The organism is Xanthobacter autotrophicus (genome assembly GCF_030015065.1).
Taxonomy (GTDB): domain Bacteria; phylum Pseudomonadota; class Alphaproteobacteria; order Rhizobiales; family Xanthobacteraceae; genus Xanthobacter; species Xanthobacter autotrophicus_D.
This window is the reverse complement of the sequence record NZ_JAIVFN010000016.1, coordinates 1-18,572: the sequence shown is the minus strand read 5'-3', so window position 1 is coordinate 18,572 and position 18,572 is coordinate 1. Positions and strand designations below refer to the sequence as shown.

Here is an 18,572-nt window from a genome sequence, read left to right as displayed (position 1 = left end):
AACACGCCCGGCGCTAAGAACGCGGCGGGCGCCGGAGGACGGAGGCCGAAGCCACCGCCTCCCGGCGCCCGCCTTGCAGGATCGGGATCAGAAGCGGGTGCCGCCGGAGAAGCGGAACGCCTGGGTCCGGTCGTACTGCGCCTGCGAGAGCACCCACGCATAGTCGAAGCGCAGCGGACCGAAGGGCGACTGCCAGATCAGGCTGGCGCCGATGGACGAGCGGACCGTGTCGTCGTCATACACGCAGACATTGCCAGCCTGGTTCTTCGACCCGGCAGGGCAGGTCACGATATTCGGGTTGCCGTAGAAATTGGTGCCACTCCAGTTCGGCACCGCCGGAAAGTAGGTCGGTCCGCCATAGTCGAACAGCGAGCCGGCATCCGCGAAGATCGCACCCTTCATGCCGATATCCTTGGGCAGGAAGGCGAAGGGGAACTGGATTTCCGCAGACACGCCCCAATAGGTGGTGCCGCCGAGCGCGTTGGTCTGCTCGTTCAGGCAGTTGTAGCCAATCGGCGAATTGAGGTTGGACGCCGCGCAGGGCGCGATGTCGCGCGGGCCGATGCCGGACGGGGCGAAGCCACGCACCAGGTTCGGACCCATGTAGAAATTGTCGAGCACATCGAGCTCTTCCCCGCCCCATGAGGCCACATAGCCAGCCTGGCCGCGCAGGATGAGCACCGAGTCGCCATAGAGGGGCGTGTAGTGCCGGATATCGCCGGTGGTGCGGATGAAGTTCACGTCACCGCCAAGACCCGCGAAATCCTGCTTGAGCTCGGCATACAGGCCCTGGGTCGGGTTGAGATTGCTGTCGAGCCCGTTGAAGGACAGGGTGTAGCCCAGCGCCGAGGTGATGGTCTGACCCTGGAAGGCCGCATCGCGAATGGCCCACGACACGTTGTCCAGGCAATAGGTGTAATAGTCGTAGGTGGCTTGGTAGTCTTCGCAGAGCGTGATCTCGCGCTGGTAGAGGTTGTAGCGCAGGGCCAGCGTGATCTCGTCGGTGATGGGCAGGCCGAAACGCAGGCCGCCACCGATGGTGCTGGTGCCATAGGGCGTATAGCTCGTGGTGCTCGTCTCCTTCCAGTACAGGTCGAAGCCGGCCGCGAGGCGATAGCCGAGGAAGTAAGGCTCGGTGAAGGAGAATTCCGCACCCTGGGCGTTCTGGCCGAGGGAGCCGGACACCTTCACGTACTGGCCACGGCCGAGGAAGTTCTTCTCGCCCAGGGACACCTCGGCGATGACACCGTCAGCCGTCGAGTAGCCGCCGGAGATGGCGAACTCGCCCGTGGGCTGGTCTTCCACATCCACCACCAGGATCACGCGGTCAGGCGCGGAGCCGGGCTCGGTGGTGATCTTGACGGTCTTGAAGTAGCCGAGATTGCGCAGCCGACGCTCGGCACGATCCACAAGCACGCGGTTATAGGCATCGCCCTCGCCGAGATCGAACTCGCGACGGATCACGAAGTCCCGGGTGCGGGTGTTGCCGCGGATCTCCAGGCGCTCGATGTAGACGCGCGGGCCTTCCTCGACCACGAACACCACGTTGATGCGCTTGGCCTCGAAGTCCCGGTCGCCGCGCGGACGCACCTGGGCGAAGGCGTAGCCGCTCTTCGACACCTCGATGGTCAGGTTCTCCACCGACTTCTCGACCAGCTCCGCGTTGTAGATCTGGCCCTCCTGAGCGCGCACGGAGCGACGCAGGGATTCACCGGTCACGTCACGGATGTTGGAGACCACATCCACCTTGCCGAAGCGGTACTGCTCGCCCTCGTCGAGGGTGAAGGTGATGATGTAGCCGCCATTGTCCGGCGACATCTCGGCGGAAGCCGCGACGATGCGGAAGTCGGCATAGCCGTTCTTCAGGTAGAAGCGGCGCAGCAGTTCCTGATCCGAGTTCACCCGGTCCGGATCATACACGTCCGTGGACTTCAGGAAGGACAGCCAGTTGGTCGTGGTCGTGGAGATCACGTCCTTCAGCTTCCAGTCCGAAAAGGCCTTGTTGCCGACGAACTTGATGTCCTTGATGCCGGTCTTGTCGCCCTCGGTGATCTCGAACACGAGGTCCACGCGGCCGTTGCCGCGATCGATGGTCACCGGATTGACGCGCACGCCGCTCCGGCCGGAACGACGGTAGACCTCGATGATGCGCTGGGTGTCGGCCTGGACCGTGGACTTGTTGAGGGCGGCGCGCGGCTTGGACTGGACCTCGCCCTCGAGCACCTCGTCCTTGAGCTTGCGGTTGCCCTCGAAGACGACGCGGTTGATCACCTCGTTCTCGGACACGCGCACGATGATGCGCCCGCCGGACTGGGACACCTGAACGTCGGAGAACAGGCCGGTGGCGTAGAGCGCCTTCCAGGCCTCGTCGATCTTGCCCGCCGTGTAGGGGCCGGGACCGAAATAGGAACGGATCGTCTCGGCGTCGACGCGGCGGTTGCCCTCGACGACGATGGAACTCGACTGCGCGGCGGCAGGACTTGCCACGACGAGGGAACCGGCCACCGAAGCGCCCGCGACACACACGGCGAGCCCAAAGGCGGCGGCCAGATTTCTCAGAACCCGGAGTGGAGCAGTCATATGGTGCGCAACCTTGAAATTTCGTTGTTCTCGAAGCCGCCCAAGGCCCTTGAAGGGCAATGATGGATTCTCACCCTGCGATGCCGCTTGTACAGGCTTTTACCTGCAGTGCAAACCGAACCGCCCCTCAAGCCTGCCTTTTCCGGAAGACCGTTGCGCTCACGCCACGACCCCGGTGCGGCAAATCAAAAACCTTTACATTGCAGCAATATGCAGCACGTCGTTCCAGGTGGCGAAGATCATCAGCATCAGCACCAGCGCAAGGCCGATGCGGAAGCCGATGTCCTGCGTGCGCGCGCTCAGGGGGCGCCCACGCACCGCCTCGAAAGCGTAGAACAGAAGGTGGCCGCCATCCAACAGCGGGATGGGAAAGAGGTTAAGCAGTCCGATAGAAACGGACAGCACTGCTGCCAGAGACAGGAGTGCGCCGATACCGAAGGTGGCCACCTGCCCCGAAACCTGGGCGATGCGGATGGGTCCGCCCAGCTGGTCGGCCGACTCGCGGCCCGCAATCAGCCCGCCCAGATAGCCGAAGGTGCGGGTCACCACGAACCAGGTTTCCTGCACGCCGAGACCCAGCGCCTCTACCGGACCATAGCGATGGGTGGTCACGTCGCCTGCCGCAAGGGAACGCGAAATGCCGAGCAGGCCGGTGCGGTGCACGTTGCCGAAGGGGTCCTTGATCTCCTTCAGCTCCGGCACGGCGGTAAGGTCGAGCTGCCGTTCGCCGCGCGCGACGGTGAAGGTAAGCGGCTCCCCGGCGTGGCTGCCGACGATGCGCTGCATGTCGGAGAAGCTCTCCACCTTGGCGCCGTCGATCTCCAGCACCAGGTCGCCGGGCTTGAAGCCGGCGGTCTCGGCGGCGCTGCCGGGATTGATCTGGTCCACGCGCGGCGCCGTCACCTGCTTGCCGAACACCATGAAGACGAAGGCGAAAATGACGATGGCGAGAAGGAAGTTCGCGATCGGCCCCGCGGCCACGATGGCGGCGCGCCAGCCCACGGGCTGGAAAAAGAAGCTTTGGCGGCGCTCCGCCGGACTCATCTGCGCGAGCTTCGCCTGGTCGGGGGTCGAGGCGGCGTCATCGTCGCCGAAGAAGCGCACATAGCCGCCCAGCGGGATGGCCGCGAGCCGCCAGCGCGTGCCGTGGCGGTCGTTGAAGCCGGCAATCTCCGGCCCGAAGCCGAGGGAGAAGGTCAGCACCCGCACCCCGGCGCGCCGCGCCACCCAGAAGTGGCCGAGTTCGTGGAAGAACACCACGAGGGTCAAAACGAACAGGAAAGGAACGACATATCCGAGAAGGGAGGACGAAAGACTGCCCAGGTTCGCGCCGAGACCGGAAAGCACATCCATCACCCGAACCTCTTTTCCCGCGGACGGCGCCCGGCGCGGGGGAAGTCCCGCGCCCTACGCCGGCCAGATGCTGCCGGCCCGCCCGGCATCTCGACCATGACCGCCCGGACGGACGATGCAAAATCACGTCGCCTCGCATGGCGACAAAACATTCCTAAGATGCCTTTGCGGAAAACTTAGGCAAGAGCGCGGCGGCGGCACGACGTGCCTGTGCATCTGCCTCCAGCGCATCGGCGACGCTGGCCGGGGCGGGGCCGCCATTGATGCGGTCCAGGGTCGCGGCGACCGTATCGGTGATGCCATAGAAGCCGATCCGGCCCTCAAGGTAGGCAGCAACCGCCACCTCGTTGGCCGCATTGAGAATCGTGGCTGCGACCCCGTCGGCGGCCATGGCGGCGCGGGCCAGCGCCAATGCCGGGAAGCGGTCCTCGTCCGGCGCCTCGAAGGTGAGGCGGCCGAGGGCGACGAGGTCCAGCCGGCGGCAGGAGGTGGAGATTCGCTCCGGGAACGCCAGGCAATGGGCGATGGGCACGCACATGTCCGGCAGCGCGAGCCCGGCGGTGACCGATCCGTCCACGAAGGAGACCAGCCCGTGGATCACCGACTCGGGATGCACCACAGCGTCGAGCCGCTCGGGAGGCAGGCCGAACAAGTGCAGCGCCTCGATCAGTTCGAGGCCCTTGTTCATCAGGGTGGCCGAATCGATGGTGATCTTCGCGCCCATGGACCAGTTGGGATGCTTCAGGGCGTCCTTCGGCACCGCCCGCGCGATCTCCTCGCGGCTCCTGAGGCGGAAGGGCCCCCCGGACGCGGTGAGCGTGATCTTTTCCACCGCCGTGCGGGGGCCGGCCTCCAGCGCCTGGAAGATGGCGTTGTGCTCGCTGTCCACGGGCAGGATCTCGGTGCCCTGCCGCGCGGCCTCGGCCATGAAGAAGGCGCCGGCGGCCACCAGGCACTCCTTGTTGGCCAGCGCAATGCGCCGGCCGGGGGCGAAGGCCGCCACCGTGGGCGCCAGCCCCGCCACCCCGACGATGGCGCTCACCACCACGTCCGCCTCGCGCCGGGCCGCCTCGATCAGCGCCGCGGGTCCGGCGCCGCTGGCGATGCCGGTACCGGCCAGGGACTCCTGGAGCGCCCTGCCCGCTGCCGGATCGGCGATGGCGGCGAACCGCGCGTCGAGCGCGCGGGCGGTCTCGGCCAGCGCCGCAACATCCCGGCCGCCGGCCACCGCTTCCACCTCGTAGAGGCCCGGCGCATCCGCCAGGAGGGTCCGGACGCTATGGCCGATGGAGCCGGTGGCCCCGAGGATGGAAAGGCGCTTCATGAAAAAGGTCCTACCACAAGAGCAGCCCGGCCGCCGGATCAGAGGCGCTGCGCGCCAGCGCCACCACCACGGCGGCGAGCGAAGCCGCCGCAAATCCGTCGAGCCGGTCCAGCAGCCCGCCATGGCCGGGAATAAGCCGGCTGGCATCCTTGACCCCGAACAGCCGCTTGATGGCAGATTCGGCAAGGTCCCCCGCCTGGCTGACGATGCTGAGCACCAAAGCGAGCCCGGCCACCGGCAGCAGCGACGAGGCCCCGCCCGGGATCGCCGCGACCAGCAGCCCCGCCGCCATGCCCGCGAGCGTGCCGCCGATGGCGCCCGACCACGTCTTGTTGGGGGACACACGCGGCCACAGCTTGGGCCCGCCCAGCGCACGGCCGGTGAAATAGGCGAAGATGTCGGTGGCCCACACCACGGCGCACAGGAACAGCACGGCGATGAGGCCGAGGGGCGTCGTGCCGCGCAGCACCACCACCGGCAGGCACGCGCTGGCCGCCACCAGAAGCCCGCTCATGGCCCAGCCGCTCTGGCGCGGAACCGCCAGCGCCGCCGCCGCCGCGCCGAGCGCCGCCGCGCTGAAGGCGTAGACCGGCGCATCGGAAAGCGCGAGGCCCCCTCCGCCGATCAGCGTGATCGCGCCGATGCCAAGAAAGAGCGGCTGGTTGTCGAGCCGCGCGAGCGTCGCCCACTCATAGAGAATCGCGCCGCCGGCCAACACCCACAGAATGGCGAAGGGGATGCCGCCGAGCCAGGCGGCCAGCAGCACGACCGGCACGAGGACGAGCGCCGAGAGCGTCCGATGCTTGAGATCCGCACCGAAATTCACGGCCATCAGGGTCCGGGGCACTTGGTTGCGCCGCCGAACCGCCGATCCCGCCGGGCATATTCGTCGATGGCCGAAAGCAGGGCCGCCTTGTCGAAATCGGGCCAGTAGATGGGGAGGAAGACGAATTCGGAATAGGCCGCCTGCCACAGCAGGAAATTGGAAAGCCGCTGCTCGCCGGAGGTGCGCACGATCAAATCGGGGTCGGGGATGCCTGCGGTCTCGAGCCGCTGGGAGATCATCTCCACGTCCACGTCCTCGGGCCTGACCCGGCCGGCGGCGACATCGGCGGCGATGCGGGACACCGCCGCCGCAATCTCCTGCCGCGAGCCGTAATTGAACGCGACCACCAGAGTAAGGCCGGTATTGTTGCGGGTCAGCGCCTCGGCATCCACCAGCAGCTGGCGGATGTCGGGAGCGAGATTGGCCCGCTCGCCGATCACCTTGACCCGCACATTGTCGGAATGCAGGTCGGCGAGGTCGTGCCGCAGGAACAGCTTCAGCAGCCGCATCAGCTCGGTGACCTCGGTCAGCGGGCGCGACCAGTTCTCCGACGAGAAGCTGTAGATGGTGAGGAAGCGGATGCCCACCTCGCGGGCGGCGCGCACGCAGCGGCGCAGCGCCTCGACGCCACGCCGGTGCCCTTCCACCCGCGGCAGCTTGCGCGAGGTGGCCCAGCGCCCGTTGCCGTCCATGATCACGCCCACATGCACCGGGACGACGGCCGGCGACCGTTCGGCAACGGCGGCCTCGCCCGCGGCGGCGCGTAGGGACATGGCTTGCTCCGGGCTCACGCGCGGCTCCTCAGACCGAAAGGATTTCCTTTTCCTTCTGGGCGAGCGTCTGGTCGATCTCGGCGATGGCCTCGTCGGTGGCCTTCTGCACGTCCTTGGACAGGCGGTCGAGATCATCGGAACTCATCTCGCCGTCCTTTTCCACCTTCTTGAGGTGGTCCATGCCGTCGCGACGCACATGCCGCACCGCGACCTTGGCCGCTTCCGCATATTTGTGGGCGACCTTAACCAGCTCCTGGCGGCGCTCCTGGTTGAGCTCGGGGATGCGCAGGCGCAGCACCTGGCCCTCGGTGGCGGGGTTGAGGCCGAGATTGCTGTCGCGGATGGCCTTCTCCACCGCGCTCACCATGCCGCGGTCCCACACCTGCACCGACAGCAGGCGCGCTTCCGGCACCGAGACGGTGGCGACCTGGTTCAGCGGCATGCGCGCGCCGTAGGCCTCGATGGTGATGGGATCGAGCAGGCTGGCGGAGGCGCGCCCGGTGCGCAGCCCGCCCAGTTCATCCCTGAGCACGCCGACCGCGCCCTGCATGCGGCGCTTGAGATCGGACATGTCGAAGGTCCCGGTGGTCATGGCTAACCTCTGTCGTCTGTTATCAGGGCCCGCTCCCTTCGCATGGAAAGGTTTCTGTTTCCATGCGAAGGGACGAGCCCCGCGTCAGGATGCGGGGCTCCGGGTAAAAGACTGGCGCCGGCGCGGATGACAGGATGGTACGGCTTCTTGATGGCGGTGCGCGGGTGCGACGCGAAGCGCCAGTCGGAGGCGAGGCGAAGGCCGCCGCGCAATACCGACCGGCCCTCCCGGCACGTCCCGGCCCACGATCCCAGCCTAAAACCCAGCCCAAGATCCCAGCCAACGGCCGACCACCCCTTGAACCGAACAGCGCGCGGGCACATCCCGCGCGCTGTGCGCTCAGGGGGCGACGACCGTCACGCGGCCTTCACCCTCCGCGGCCGTGGCAATGGCGCCCGGCTCGCGGATATCGAACACGATTATCGGCAACGCCGCCTCGCGGGCAAGGGCGAAGGCGGCGGCATCCATCACCTTGAGGTCGCGGGCAAGCGCCTCGTCGTGGGAGATGCGGTCGTAACGGGTGGCCGTCGGGTCCTTCTTCGGGTCGGCGGTGTAGACGCCGTCCACGTTGGTGGCCTTGAGCACCGCGTCGCAGTCGAGCTCTGCCGCGCGCAGGACCGCGCCGGTATCCGTGGTGAAATACGGGTTGCCGGTGCCGCCGGTGAGCACGACGATGCGCCCGCGCCGCAGGTGCCGGGTGGCCGGCTGGCGGGCATAGGGCTCGCAGACGGTGGGCATGGGGATGGCCGACAGGGTGCGGGCCGGTGCGCCGGCCGCCTCGATCGCCGCCTCGAGAGCGAGCCCGTTCATGACGGTGGCGAGCATCCCCATGTGGTCGGCGGTGGCGCGGTCGAGGTCCTCGCCCGCCACGCGGGCGCCGCGCAGGATGTTGCCGCCGCCCACCACCACCGCCACCTCGCAGCCCAGCGCACGGGCCGCGACCAGGTCGCGGGCGATGCGGGCCACGGTGGGCGGATGGAGGCCGAAGGGCTCCGAGCCCATCAGGGCTTCGCCGGAGACCTTCACCAGGATGCGGGGATAAGGGAGGCCCCGCGCCGCGAACGGCACCGGAGGCTCCGGGAAGTCCGAATCGTCCGCCGTGGAAGCGGTCATGAGAGCCCCCCTTGCCCGTTGGTCAGAATCGGCCCGATCAGGACTGGCCGGCGGCGGCGGCCACCTCGGCCGCGAAATCCGTCTCTTCCTTCTCAATGCCCTCGCCCAGGGCGAAGCGGACGAAGCCCGTGAGCTTGACCGGGGCGCCGACCTGGCCCTCGGCCTCCTTCAGCACCTGCGAAACGGACTTGGAGCCGTCATGCACGAAGGCCTGATCCAGGAGGGTGTTCTCCTTGAAGAAGCTCTTCATGCCGCTCTCGGCGATCTTGTCCTGCACGTTGGCGGGCTTGCCCTGGTGCTTCTCGAGCAGGATCGCCTTTTCACGGGCGATGGTCTCCTCGGAGATGCCGGAGGCGTCGAGCGCCAGCGGGTTCAGCGCCGCGATGTGCATGGCGATCTGGCGGCCGAGGGTGGAGAGCTTCTCCACGTCGCCGGTGGACTCCAGCGCCACCAGCACGCCGATGCGGCCCTGGCCCTCCACCACCGCGCCATGCACGTAGCTGGCGATGACGCCGGCCGGCACGGTGAGCTTGGCGGCGCGGCGCAGCGTCATGTTCTCGCCGATGGTGGCGATGAGCGTGGTCAGGCGCTCGGCGACGGTCACCTCCTCGCCGGGGAACTTGGCGGCGGCCACCGCTTCCATGGTGCCGTCGGTGTTGAGGGCGACCTTCGCCACCTCGCGCACGAACGCCTGGAAATCGGGGTTGCGGGCGACGAAGTCGGTCTCCGCGTTCACCTCCACAGCGGCGGCGTAGTGTCCGGAGGATTCCACCGCCACCAGGCCCTCGGCGGCGACGCGGCCGGCCTTCTTGGCGGCCTTGGCAAGGCCCTTCTTGCGCAGCCAGTCGATGGCGGCCTCGACGTCGCCGTTCGTCTCGGTGAGCGCGGACTTGCAGTCCATCATGCCTGCGCCGGTCTTGTCGCGCAGTTCCTTCACGAGCCCGGCGGTGATCGCAGCCATGTCAAAAATCCCTTCTTCTCGCACCACGGCCGGCCAGGGAGGCGCCCGAGCCGGCCGTGGGGGCGCCCCAGGCGCCCCATTACTCTCGATTCGCTATCAGATCTGCGACAAGGTCACTCGACCTCGGCAGACATCTCCTTGGCCTGGGCCACCCAGCCGTCCACGCGGCCGGGCAGTCCCACCTCCTCGCCGATGCGGTGGGCGTCGACCGCGTCGAGCCCGGCAATCTGGCCGAAGTGGAACACGCCGAGATCGTTGAGCTTCTGCTCGATCTCGGGGCTCACGCCGGTGAGCTTCTTCAGGTCGTCGGCGACGCCGCGCGGACCCGACAGGGGCTCGAAGGTCGACCACACGCTGGCTTCCACCGGCAGGTCCTCGACCAGCGGGGCCTCCTCGGCGCCGGTGTCGTAGCCGAGATCGGAATGGCCGCGGCCGATGCCGTCGATGGCGGCGCGAGCGATCAGGTCGCAGTAGAGCTGGATGGCGCGGCCGGCGTCGTCATTGCCCGGCACCGGGAAGGCGATGCCGTCCGGATCACAATTGGTGTCGAGGATGGCCGCCACCGGGATACCGAGGCGCTGGGCCTCCTTCACGGCGATGTCTTCCTTGTTCGTGTCGATGACGAACAGCAGGTCCGGCAGGCCGCCCATGTCGCGGATGCCGCCGAGCGCCTTGTCCAGCTTGTCCTTTTCACGGGAGAGCGTCAGGCGCTCCTTCTTGGTGTAGCCGGAGCCCTGCTCGGGACCGGACAGCATCTCCTCCAGCTTCTTCAGCCGGGCGATGGAGTTGGAGATGGTCTTCCAGTTGGTGAGCATGCCGCCGAGCCAGCGGGAGTTCACATAGTACTGGGCCGAGCGGCGGGCGGCATCGGCCACCTGCTCCTGGGCCTGGCGCTTGGTACCGACGAACAGCACGCGGCCGCCCTGGGCCACGGTGTCGGAGACGGCCTGCAGCGCGCGATGCAGCGCGGGCACGGTCTGCGACAGGTCGATGATGTGGATGTTGTTGCGGACGCCGAAGATGTACGGAGCCATCTTCGGGTTCCAGCGATGGGACTGATGTCCGAAGTGCACGCCAGCTTCAAGCAGCTGGCGCATCGAATAATCGGGAAGCGCCATTTTGGTATTCTCCGGTTGAGCCTCCGCGGACGTACCCTTCGCCAAAGCAGAAGGGCACCGGATGGCCATGAGGGCCTGATGTCCGCGTGCGGGATGGCCGGGCATATACGCGAGCCGGCGTGCCGAAGCAAGTGCGAGCAGGGCGTGTCTCGGTGCGAAGGCCTGTTGCCCCGACCGGGCGCTCCGCGGGCCCCTCCCCCGCAAGCGGAAGAGGGAGCAATTTCGCCGGACCGGCTGCGCCGGAGGCCCTACCCGTCCGCGCGCTGGCGCTCTTCCTCCACCAGCTCCTTCTTGGAGAGCTTGCCCACCACGCTCTTGGGCAGGCTGTCGCGAATCTCCACCGCCTTGGGCATCTCGATCTTGGAGATCTGCGCCGAGAGAAAGTCCATCAGCTCCTCGGGGGTCGCCTCGGCGCCCGCGCGCAAAGTGACGAAGGCCTTGGGCGCCTGGCCGCGATACGCATCGGGAATGCCGATGGCCACCGCCTCCGCCACCGCGGGGTGCAGGTAGAGCGCTTCCTCGATAACCCGTGGGTAAACATTATAGCCACCGCACAGGATCACGTCCTTGATGCGGTCCACGAGGAACAGGAAGCCGTCCGCGTCCAGATAGCCCACGTCGCCGGTGCGCAGGGCGCCGTCGATGAAGGCGGATGCGGTCTCCTCCGGGCGATTGTAGTAGCCCTTCATCACCTGCGGGCCGCGCACGCAGACCTCCCCCTTCTGGCCCTGGGGGACGATGCGCCGCACATCCTCGAGGTCGCGGATCTCGATCACCGTCTGCGGCAGGGCCGTGCCCACCGACCCGTCCTTCACCTGGCCAAGAGGCTGGTTGGCGGTCACGACCGGGGCGGTCTCGCTGAGGCCGTAGCCCTCCACCAGCTTGCAGCCGGTGAGGTCCTCGAAGCGCTCGCGCACCTCGGCGGGGAGCGGTGCGCCGCCGGAGATGCACAGGGTGAGGGACTTCAGGTCACGCTTGTCGATGTTCGCCACGCCGTTGATGGCGGCGTAGATGGTGGGCACGCCGGGGAACATGGTGGGCTTTTCCCGCTCGATGCGGTCCAGCAGGTCGGAAAGCTGGAAGCGCGGCACCAGGATGATCTCGGCGCCGAGGCAGATGGGAATCAGCATCACCGTCTGCATGGCGAAGACGTGGAACAGGGGCAGCACGCCGAGCACCCGCTTCACGCCGATCCGGCGGCAATCGGCATGCGTCATCACCTGCTGCGCATTGGCGGAGACATTGGCATGGGTGAGCATGGCGCCCTTGGGCACGCCGGTGGTGCCGCCGGTATATTGCAGCACCGCCACGTCGTTCTCCACATCCACCTCCACCGGCTGCGGCCGGTCGCCATGGCGCAGCAGCGCGCCATAGGCAAGGTGCAGGCCGTCGCCGAGGCTGTACTCGGCCTTGTCCTTCCGCTTGAACAGATTGAACAGAAGCCCCTTGGGAAAGGGCAGGATGCCGGCCATGGGACAGACGATGATGGTCTTAAGCCCCGCCTCCTGCGCCACCGCCGCGACCCGCGAATGGATGAGCCTGAGGTCCGGAACCACCATGATGGTCGTACCGGAATCGCGGATCTGGTGCCTCAGCTCGCGCTCCACATAGAGCGGGCTGAAGTTCACCACAGTGCCGCCGGCCTTCATGACGGCGAAGAAGAAGATGACCGAATAAGGCGTGTTGGGCAGGCACAGGCCCACCTTGCAGCCCTTGTGCACACCCTGGGCCTGAAGGCCCGCCGCGACCTGATCCACCAGCCGGCCAAGCTGGGCATAGGTCCATTTGCGGCCGAAAAAGCTCAGTGCGTCGCGCCCGCCGAACTCGGCGACGCTGGTGTCGAGCAGCTCGGGCACGGGTGCGGTGGCCACGGCCCCGCCTTCGGTGCGATGGAGCATGGATGTCCCTCCTTCCGCCGGTGCCATCTTGTGATTTTCGCGCGCCCGGCGGCACAAGCGACTAACCTTAGGTCAGGCAATATGATCCGCGATTGCGCCGGGGTCACGATCATTCGCGCGCGCCCGGCTGCCGAGACCGGCCACCCGCCCTGGAGCGGATGGCCGGAATGCCGTCACTTGGTGATCAGCGCGGCGGCCGTCGGGGCATTGAACTTGTAGCGCAGGCCCACCGAGACGATGTCCACGTAGCCGTCGTTCACCTCGGCCACGAGAGAGCCGCGCAGCGCGTTGGCCGGATCCGTGGGATAGAGGCCCATGGGGCTCGTCTCGCCGAAAATGTGGCTGTAGGCGAAGTCCATGGCGAATTGCGGGGTGAAATTGTAGGTGAGGCCCCCCGACAGCCACAGGCGGTTGGTGTCGGGCAGGCGCGGCGAGCGCGTCTCGTCCGGAACCGGGGAGAGTTCGTAGGCGATGCCGGCCCTGAGCGCGAGCCTGGGATCCCACTGGTATTCGACACCGCCGGAGAAGTACCAGCCGTCGTTCCACTTGAGGTCCAGCGTGCTCACCGGGATGCCGCGCGTGGTCACGACGAGTTCCTGCACCGTGGACCAGTTGGTCCATTCCACCGTGCCGAGCACCGTCCATTGCGGCGCGATCTGCGAGCGGAAGGACGCGGTCACCTGGTCCGGGAGGGTCAGGCCCGCATTGACGTTCATCTGGTTGACGGTGGTGAGGCCGGCCACCGAGAGATTGAGAGTCCCGGCAAGCCTCTGGTCGATATAGGAGCGGTAGCCCACGCCGAGCGTCGTGCCCGGCGCCAGGGTGAACAGCACGCCGAGATTGAAGCCGATGCCGAGATCGTCTCCGTCCAGCTGCGCGTAGAGGTTGTTGGCGGGCGTCGCCAGGCCCGCGAACTGCGCGTTGGTGAGCTTGGCGTCGATATAGTTGACGTTCAGCCCGCCACCGAGGGTCAGCCACTCATTGACCCTGTAGGCCGCCGAGGCCTGGACGTTCATGTCGAAGATCTTGTTGTAGCAGCCGTAATAGCGGCCCGACCAGTTGCACGGCGCGTCGGTCACGAGGCCGAAGGGCGAGGTCACTGCCAGGCCCACCGCCCACTTGTCCCACGCATAGGAGATGTAGGTGGTCGGCAGGGTGCCGTTGTCCACGATGTCGCTGACGCCGAGATTGCCCAGCGAGGCGCCGGTGAGGGGCGCCGTGGCGGAATAGACATCCACCGCGGCATGGGGCGCGATGTAGGTGACGTTGCCTTCGACGCTCAGGCCCGGGGCGAAGCTGATGGCCGCCGGATTCCAGAACATGGAGCCCAGCCCCTCGCCCCCCGCCGCGTTTCCGGCGAAAGACGTGCCCTGGTAGTAGGCGCTCTGCTCGCGCAGGCCAAAGCCGCCGGCCTGCGCCTCGCCCGCGGCGCCTGCGACCACGGGAAGAACAAGCACTCCGGCCGCCCGCACGGCCCAGTCGCGCATCATCATGGGGTACCCCCTCCTGAACCTGTTTCCTCTGGGCCCGGCACGCTGCAGTGCAGTATTGGTTTTTTCGATGCCCTATACGTCATCTAACATGCCTAAACGAATATCTGCGTCAACAGTGATCGTTTTAACCCGGAACGCGATCGCAAGGGAAAGCCAGATGCGTTGCAGGCGCGCAACAGTTGGCCGGCCGGGCCGTCCTGACCAGGACAAAGCGAGGGTACATCGGGGCATCCGCAATCCAGGATCGAAAGCCCCCGTTTCAACAAGCCTTCGCCAAAGCCCGCGCATGCCCGCGGCTGATGACGCGATCGCGATTAAATCTCGCCGAATCGGGGCTTGCGCCGAGGGTCAAAGCATGTATCTTCGGGGCGGATAGATGACGTATAGGTGAAGCTGTGGCATCCACAGGCAAGCGCGGCGCCGGGGGCGCTCTTACAGACACGTTCTTCACGGTCACCGAATTGGCGCGGGACCTGTCCGTGACTCCGCGGACGATCCGCTTTTACGAGGACAAGGAACTGATCGTTCCGCGTCGCGCCGGCACCATGCGCGTGTACACCAAGCGCGACCGGGCGCGGATGGTCCTCATCCTGCGCGGCAAGCGGCTCGGTTTCTCGCTGCGCGAGATCAAGGAATATCTCGATCTCTACGACATGGACCCGAGCCAGACCGAGCAGATGCGCCTGCTTCTGAAGAAGGTGCAGGTTCGCCTGGAGATGCTGGAAGACCAGCGCCTCGCCCTCGAGGAAACCATCGTCGAGCTGAAGGACATCGAGGAGCAGACGCTGTCCGCCCTTGAGCAGGAAGCGGCCCAGAAGAAGGCCGCCGGCTGACCGGATCCCGGTTCGGCCCCCCGCGCCACCGGCGCGGTCCAACACGACATACAGGCAGGAGAGCCCAATGAGCGCCCCCACGCAAAACGTTGTGATTGCGGGCTATGCCCGCTCGCCCTTTACCCTTGCCAAAAAGGGGGAACTGGCGCGCGTGCGCCCGGACGACCTCGCCGCACAGGTGGTGGCGGAGCTGGTGGCCCGCACCGGCGTCAAGGTGGAGGACATCGAGGACCTCATCGTCGGCTGCGCTTTTCCCGAGGCAGAGCAAGGCTTTAACATCGCCCGGCTCATCGGCATGATCGCCGGCCTGCCGGACAGTGTCGCGGGCGCGACCGTGAACCGCTTCTGCGGCTCGTCCATGCAGTCGGTGCACATGGCGGCGGGGCAGATCCAGCTCGGCGCCGGCGAGGCGTTCATCTGCGCCGGCATCGAGAGCATGAGCCGCGTGCCCATGACCGGCTTCAATCCCATGCCCAATCCGGCACTCTACGCCAAGCTCCCGCAGGCCTATATGGGCATGGGCGAGACGGCGGAGAACGTCGCCGCCAAGTGGCAGATCACCCGCGCCGACCAGGACGCCTTCGCTTTGAAAAGCCACGCGAAAGCGACCGCCGCCGAGGCGGCCGGCAAGTTCGCCGGCGAGATCGTGCCCATCCGCATCAACGGCAAGGACACGGGCAAGACCGCGACCCAGGACGGCTGCATCCGCCGCGACGCCACGGCCGAATCCCTGGCCGCCCTCAAGCCCGCCTTCGACGAGAACGGCACCGTCACCGCCGGCACCTCCTCCCCCCTCACCGATGGGGCGTCCGCCGTGCTGGTGTGCTCGGAGGACTATGCGCAAAAGCATGGCCTGGAACCCCTCGCCCGCCTGAAAAGCGTTGCGGTTGCTGGCTGCGCGCCGGAGATCATGGGCATCGGCCCGGTGGCGGCGACACGCAAGGCGCTGACCCGCTCGGGCATCGACATCTCGCAGATCGACGTGGTGGAGCTGAACGAGGCCTTCGCCTCCCAAGCCCTTGCCTGCCAACGCGAACTCGGCGTCCGCGACGAGACCCTCAACATCGACGGCGGCGCCATCGCCCTCGGCCATCCCCTCGGCGCCACGGGCGCGCGCATCGTCGGCAAGGCCGCGTCATTGCTGAAGCGGGAGGGCGGGAAATACGCCCTCGCCACCCAGTGCATCGGTGGCGGACAGGGCATCGCCACCGTGCTCGAACGCGTCTGAGGGGGCGCGTCATGACCAGCGAAACCGATATCAAGACCTTCGCCGGCATCGGCGACTTCGACATCAGGAAAGTGGCCGTCATCGGCGCCGGCGTCATGGGCGCGGGCATCGCCGCCCATGTGGCCAACGCCGGTATTGAGGTGCTGCTCCTCGACATCGTCCCGGAGGGCGCCGCCAACCGCAACGTGATCGCCGAAACGGCGGTGGAGAAGCTGCTGAAGGCCGACCCCGCCCCCTTCATGTCGAAAGCCGCCGCCAGGCTGGTGAAGACCGGCAACATCGAGGACAACCTCTCGGACCTCGCCTCCTGCGACTGGATCGTGGAGGCGGTGATCGAGCGGCTGGACATCAAGCAGGCCCTCTACGCGAAGATCGAGGGCGCCCGCCGGCCGGGCTCGGCGGTGTCGTCCAACACCTCCACCATTCCGCTCGCCGATCTCACCGCCGGGCTGCCGGACAGCTTCCGGCGCGACTTCCTCATCACCCACTTCTTCAACCCGCCGCGCTACATGCGGCTGCTGGAGATCGTGGCCGGCGCCGATACCGCTCCGGCCACCGTCGCCGCGGTCGCGCGCTTTGCCGACGTGAAGCTGGGCAAGACCGTGGTGACCTGCAAGGACACCCCCGGCTTTATCGCCAACCGGCTCGGCACCTACTGGCTGCAGCTCGCCGTGGGCGAGGCCTTCCGCCTCGGCCTCAAGGTGGAGGAGGCGGACGCGGTGATGGGCCGGCCCTTCGGCTTCCCCAAGACCGGCGTGTTCGGCCTCATCGACCTCGTGGGCCTCGACCTGATGCCCCATGTGCAGGGCTCCCTGAAGCGGGCGCTTCCCGCCTCAGACCCGTTCCATGCCACCCTGCGCGACGAGCCGCTGATCTCGAAGATGATCGAGACCGGCTATACCGGCCGCAAGGGCAAGGGCGGCTTCTACCGGCTCAACCGTGACAATGGCGGCAAGGCGAAGGAGGCCATTGATCTCGCCACCGGCGCCTACCGCCCGCAGGAAAAGGCCAGCGTGCCGGAGCTGGAGGACGGGGCTGGCCGGGACATCTTCGCCCTCCTGTCCGCGCCCGGCACGGCGGGGCGCTATGCCCGCTCCGTCATGGCGAAGACGCTCGCCTATGCGGCGCGGCTGGTGCCCGAGGCGGCGGACGACATCGTCGCCATAGATGATGCCATGCGCCTTGGCTACAATTGGAAATTCGGCCCGTTCGAGCTGATCGACAAGATCGGCGCCGCCCGTCTTGCCGGCCTGCTCGTGGCCGATGACGAGGAGGTGCCGGCCCTGCTGGCGCTGGCGGCGGACACCCCCTTCTACCGGGTGGAGAACGGCACGCGGCAGTATCTCGCCCTCGACGGCAGCTATCGCGACGTGGTGCGCCCGGAAGGCGTGCTGCTGCTCGCGGATATCAAGCTGAAGTCCCAGCCGCTGCTCAAGAACGGCTCGGCGGCCTTGTGGGATATCGGCGACGGGGTGGTGTGCCTGGAATTCACCTCCAAGAGCAATTCGCTGGATGAAGGCATCATCACCTTGCTCGGCAAGGCGCTGAAGCTGGTGAAGGACAAGCACAAGGCGCTCGTCATCTATAACGAGGGCTCGAACTTCTCGGTGGGCGCCAATCTCGGCCTTGCGCTGTTCGCCTGCAACATCGGCGCCTTCGGCGAGGTGGAGAAGCTGGTGGCCGCCGGCCAGAAGACCTACCAGGACATGAAATACGCCCCCTTCCCCGTGGTGGCGGCCCCCTCGGGGCTGGCGCTGGGCGGCGGGTGCGAGATCCTGCTCCACGCCAGCGCCGTGCAGGCCCATGCGGAGAGCTATATCGGCCTCGTGGAATGCGGCGTGGGCGTGCTGCCCGCCTGGGGCGGCTGCACCGCCATGCTGGAGCGCTGGGCCACCGACCCCAAGTTCCCCAAGGGGCCCATGCCGGCGCCCTCCAAGGTGTTCGAGACGGTCTCCACCGCCACCGTGGCGAAGTCCGCCGCCGAGGCCAAGGAGCTGAAATTCCTGCGCGAGAGCGACGGCATCACCATGAACCGCGACCGGCTCCTCGCCGACGCCAAGGCGAAGGCCCTGGCGCTGGTGGAGGGCTACGCGCCGCCCAAGCCCGTGGAATTCTTCCTGCCGGGTCCCACCGGCAAGGTGGCCATGGACATGGCGGTGGCAGGCTTCGCCAAGCGCGGCATGGCGACCAAGCACGATACCGTGGTCTCCGGCGTGCTGGCGGAAGTGCTCACCGGCGGCAGTGCCGACCATATCGAGCCGGTGCCCGCCGCCAGGGTGCTGGAGCTGGAGCGCGACGGCTTCATGAAGCTCATCCGCACCACCGCCACGCTGGACCGGATCGAGCACATCCTGGAGACGGGAAGGCCGCTGCGGAACTGAGCGCGACGGGCGGGGAAAGCGCCGGCCCGCCCCCTCTCCCGCCTGCGGGGGAGGGTCTGTCTCTCATACACATCTGACGCTGCCGACGACTTAATAGGT

Annotated in this window: 14 protein-coding genes; 3 read left to right on the top strand and 11 right to left on the bottom strand. The window is 67.3% G+C overall.

What is annotated here, in order from left to right; translation table 11 throughout:
* Nucleotides 1–87: 87 nt before the first annotated feature.
* The 11 genes from bamA to K9U40_RS05590 all read right to left on the bottom strand — a co-directional run bounded on the left by bamA (nucleotide 88) and on the right by K9U40_RS05590 (nucleotide 14,031).
* Complete coding sequence (gene bamA / locus K9U40_RS05640) at nucleotides 88–2,580, bottom strand: outer membrane protein assembly factor BamA (protein WP_282889231.1); 2,493 nt, start codon at nucleotides 2,578–2,580, stop codon at nucleotides 88–90.
* 195 nt (nucleotides 2,581–2,775) lie between these two features.
* Nucleotides 2,776–3,933, bottom strand: coding sequence for an RIP metalloprotease RseP (gene rseP / locus K9U40_RS05635; RefSeq protein ID WP_282889230.1), 1,158 nt, complete (start codon nucleotides 3,931–3,933; stop codon nucleotides 2,776–2,778).
* A gap of 154 nt (nucleotides 3,934–4,087) precedes the next feature.
* Nucleotides 4,088–5,257 (bottom strand): 1-deoxy-D-xylulose-5-phosphate reductoisomerase, encoded by a 1,170-nt coding sequence (gene dxr / locus K9U40_RS05630; RefSeq protein WP_282889229.1) that lies wholly within the window; start codon nucleotides 5,255–5,257, stop codon nucleotides 4,088–4,090.
* 10 nt (nucleotides 5,258–5,267) lie between these two features.
* Nucleotides 5,268–6,104, bottom strand: a complete 837-nt coding sequence (locus tag K9U40_RS05625) for a phosphatidate cytidylyltransferase (protein ID WP_282889228.1) — start codon at nucleotides 6,102–6,104, stop codon at nucleotides 5,268–5,270.
* Nucleotides 6,089–6,856 carry an isoprenyl transferase gene (locus tag K9U40_RS05620; protein ID WP_282889227.1) on the bottom strand — a complete coding sequence of 256 codons (768 nt, stop codon included), beginning with the start codon at nucleotides 6,854–6,856 and terminating at the stop codon, nucleotides 6,089–6,091. The genes K9U40_RS05625 and K9U40_RS05620 overlap by 16 nt, the downstream gene beginning before the upstream one ends.
* Before the next feature lie 28 nt (nucleotides 6,857–6,884).
* On the bottom strand, nucleotides 6,885–7,448 hold the full coding sequence (frr, locus tag K9U40_RS05615) for a ribosome recycling factor (RefSeq protein WP_282889226.1): 564 nt from the start codon (nucleotides 7,446–7,448) through the stop codon (nucleotides 6,885–6,887).
* Nucleotides 7,449–7,787: 339 nt separating this feature from the next.
* Nucleotides 7,788–8,561: a UMP kinase gene (gene pyrH, locus K9U40_RS05610; protein ID WP_282889225.1), complete on the bottom strand. Its 774-nt coding sequence runs from the start codon at nucleotides 8,559–8,561 to the stop codon at nucleotides 7,788–7,790.
* A 37-nt stretch (nucleotides 8,562–8,598) separates the two neighbouring features.
* Nucleotides 8,599–9,522 (bottom strand): translation elongation factor Ts, encoded by a 924-nt coding sequence (gene tsf / locus K9U40_RS05605; RefSeq protein WP_282889224.1) that lies wholly within the window; start codon nucleotides 9,520–9,522, stop codon nucleotides 8,599–8,601.
* A 113-nt stretch (nucleotides 9,523–9,635) separates the two neighbouring features.
* Complete coding sequence (locus K9U40_RS05600) at nucleotides 9,636–10,640, bottom strand: 30S ribosomal protein S2 (protein ID WP_282889223.1); 1,005 nt, start codon at nucleotides 10,638–10,640, stop codon at nucleotides 9,636–9,638.
* A gap of 248 nt (nucleotides 10,641–10,888) precedes the next feature.
* Nucleotides 10,889–12,538, bottom strand: coding sequence for a long-chain-fatty-acid--CoA ligase (locus K9U40_RS05595; RefSeq protein ID WP_282889222.1), 1,650 nt, complete (start codon nucleotides 12,536–12,538; stop codon nucleotides 10,889–10,891).
* A 173-nt stretch (nucleotides 12,539–12,711) separates the two neighbouring features.
* Nucleotides 12,712–14,031 carry an OmpP1/FadL family transporter gene (locus K9U40_RS05590; protein ID WP_282889221.1) on the bottom strand — a complete coding sequence of 440 codons (1,320 nt, stop codon included), beginning with the start codon at nucleotides 14,029–14,031 and terminating at the stop codon, nucleotides 12,712–12,714.
* Between the two features lie 395 nt (nucleotides 14,032–14,426).
* Between K9U40_RS05590 and K9U40_RS05585 the strand changes: the two genes are divergently transcribed.
* From K9U40_RS05585 to K9U40_RS05575, 3 genes are all read left to right on the top strand, one after another.
* The gene (locus K9U40_RS05585; RefSeq protein ID WP_282889220.1) at nucleotides 14,427–14,864 is read left to right on the top strand and encodes a MerR family transcriptional regulator; all 438 of its coding nucleotides are present in this window, start codon (nucleotides 14,427–14,429) and stop codon (nucleotides 14,862–14,864) included.
* Nucleotides 14,865–14,931: 67 nt separating this feature from the next.
* A complete protein-coding gene (locus tag K9U40_RS05580; RefSeq protein ID WP_282889219.1) occupies nucleotides 14,932–16,092 on the top strand; it encodes a thiolase family protein in 1,161 nt (386 codons plus the stop codon).
* Between the two features lie 11 nt (nucleotides 16,093–16,103).
* Complete coding sequence (locus K9U40_RS05575) at nucleotides 16,104–18,473, top strand: 3-hydroxyacyl-CoA dehydrogenase/enoyl-CoA hydratase family protein (protein WP_282889218.1); 2,370 nt, start codon at nucleotides 16,104–16,106, stop codon at nucleotides 18,471–18,473.
* Nucleotides 18,474–18,572: the final 99 nt, after the last annotated feature.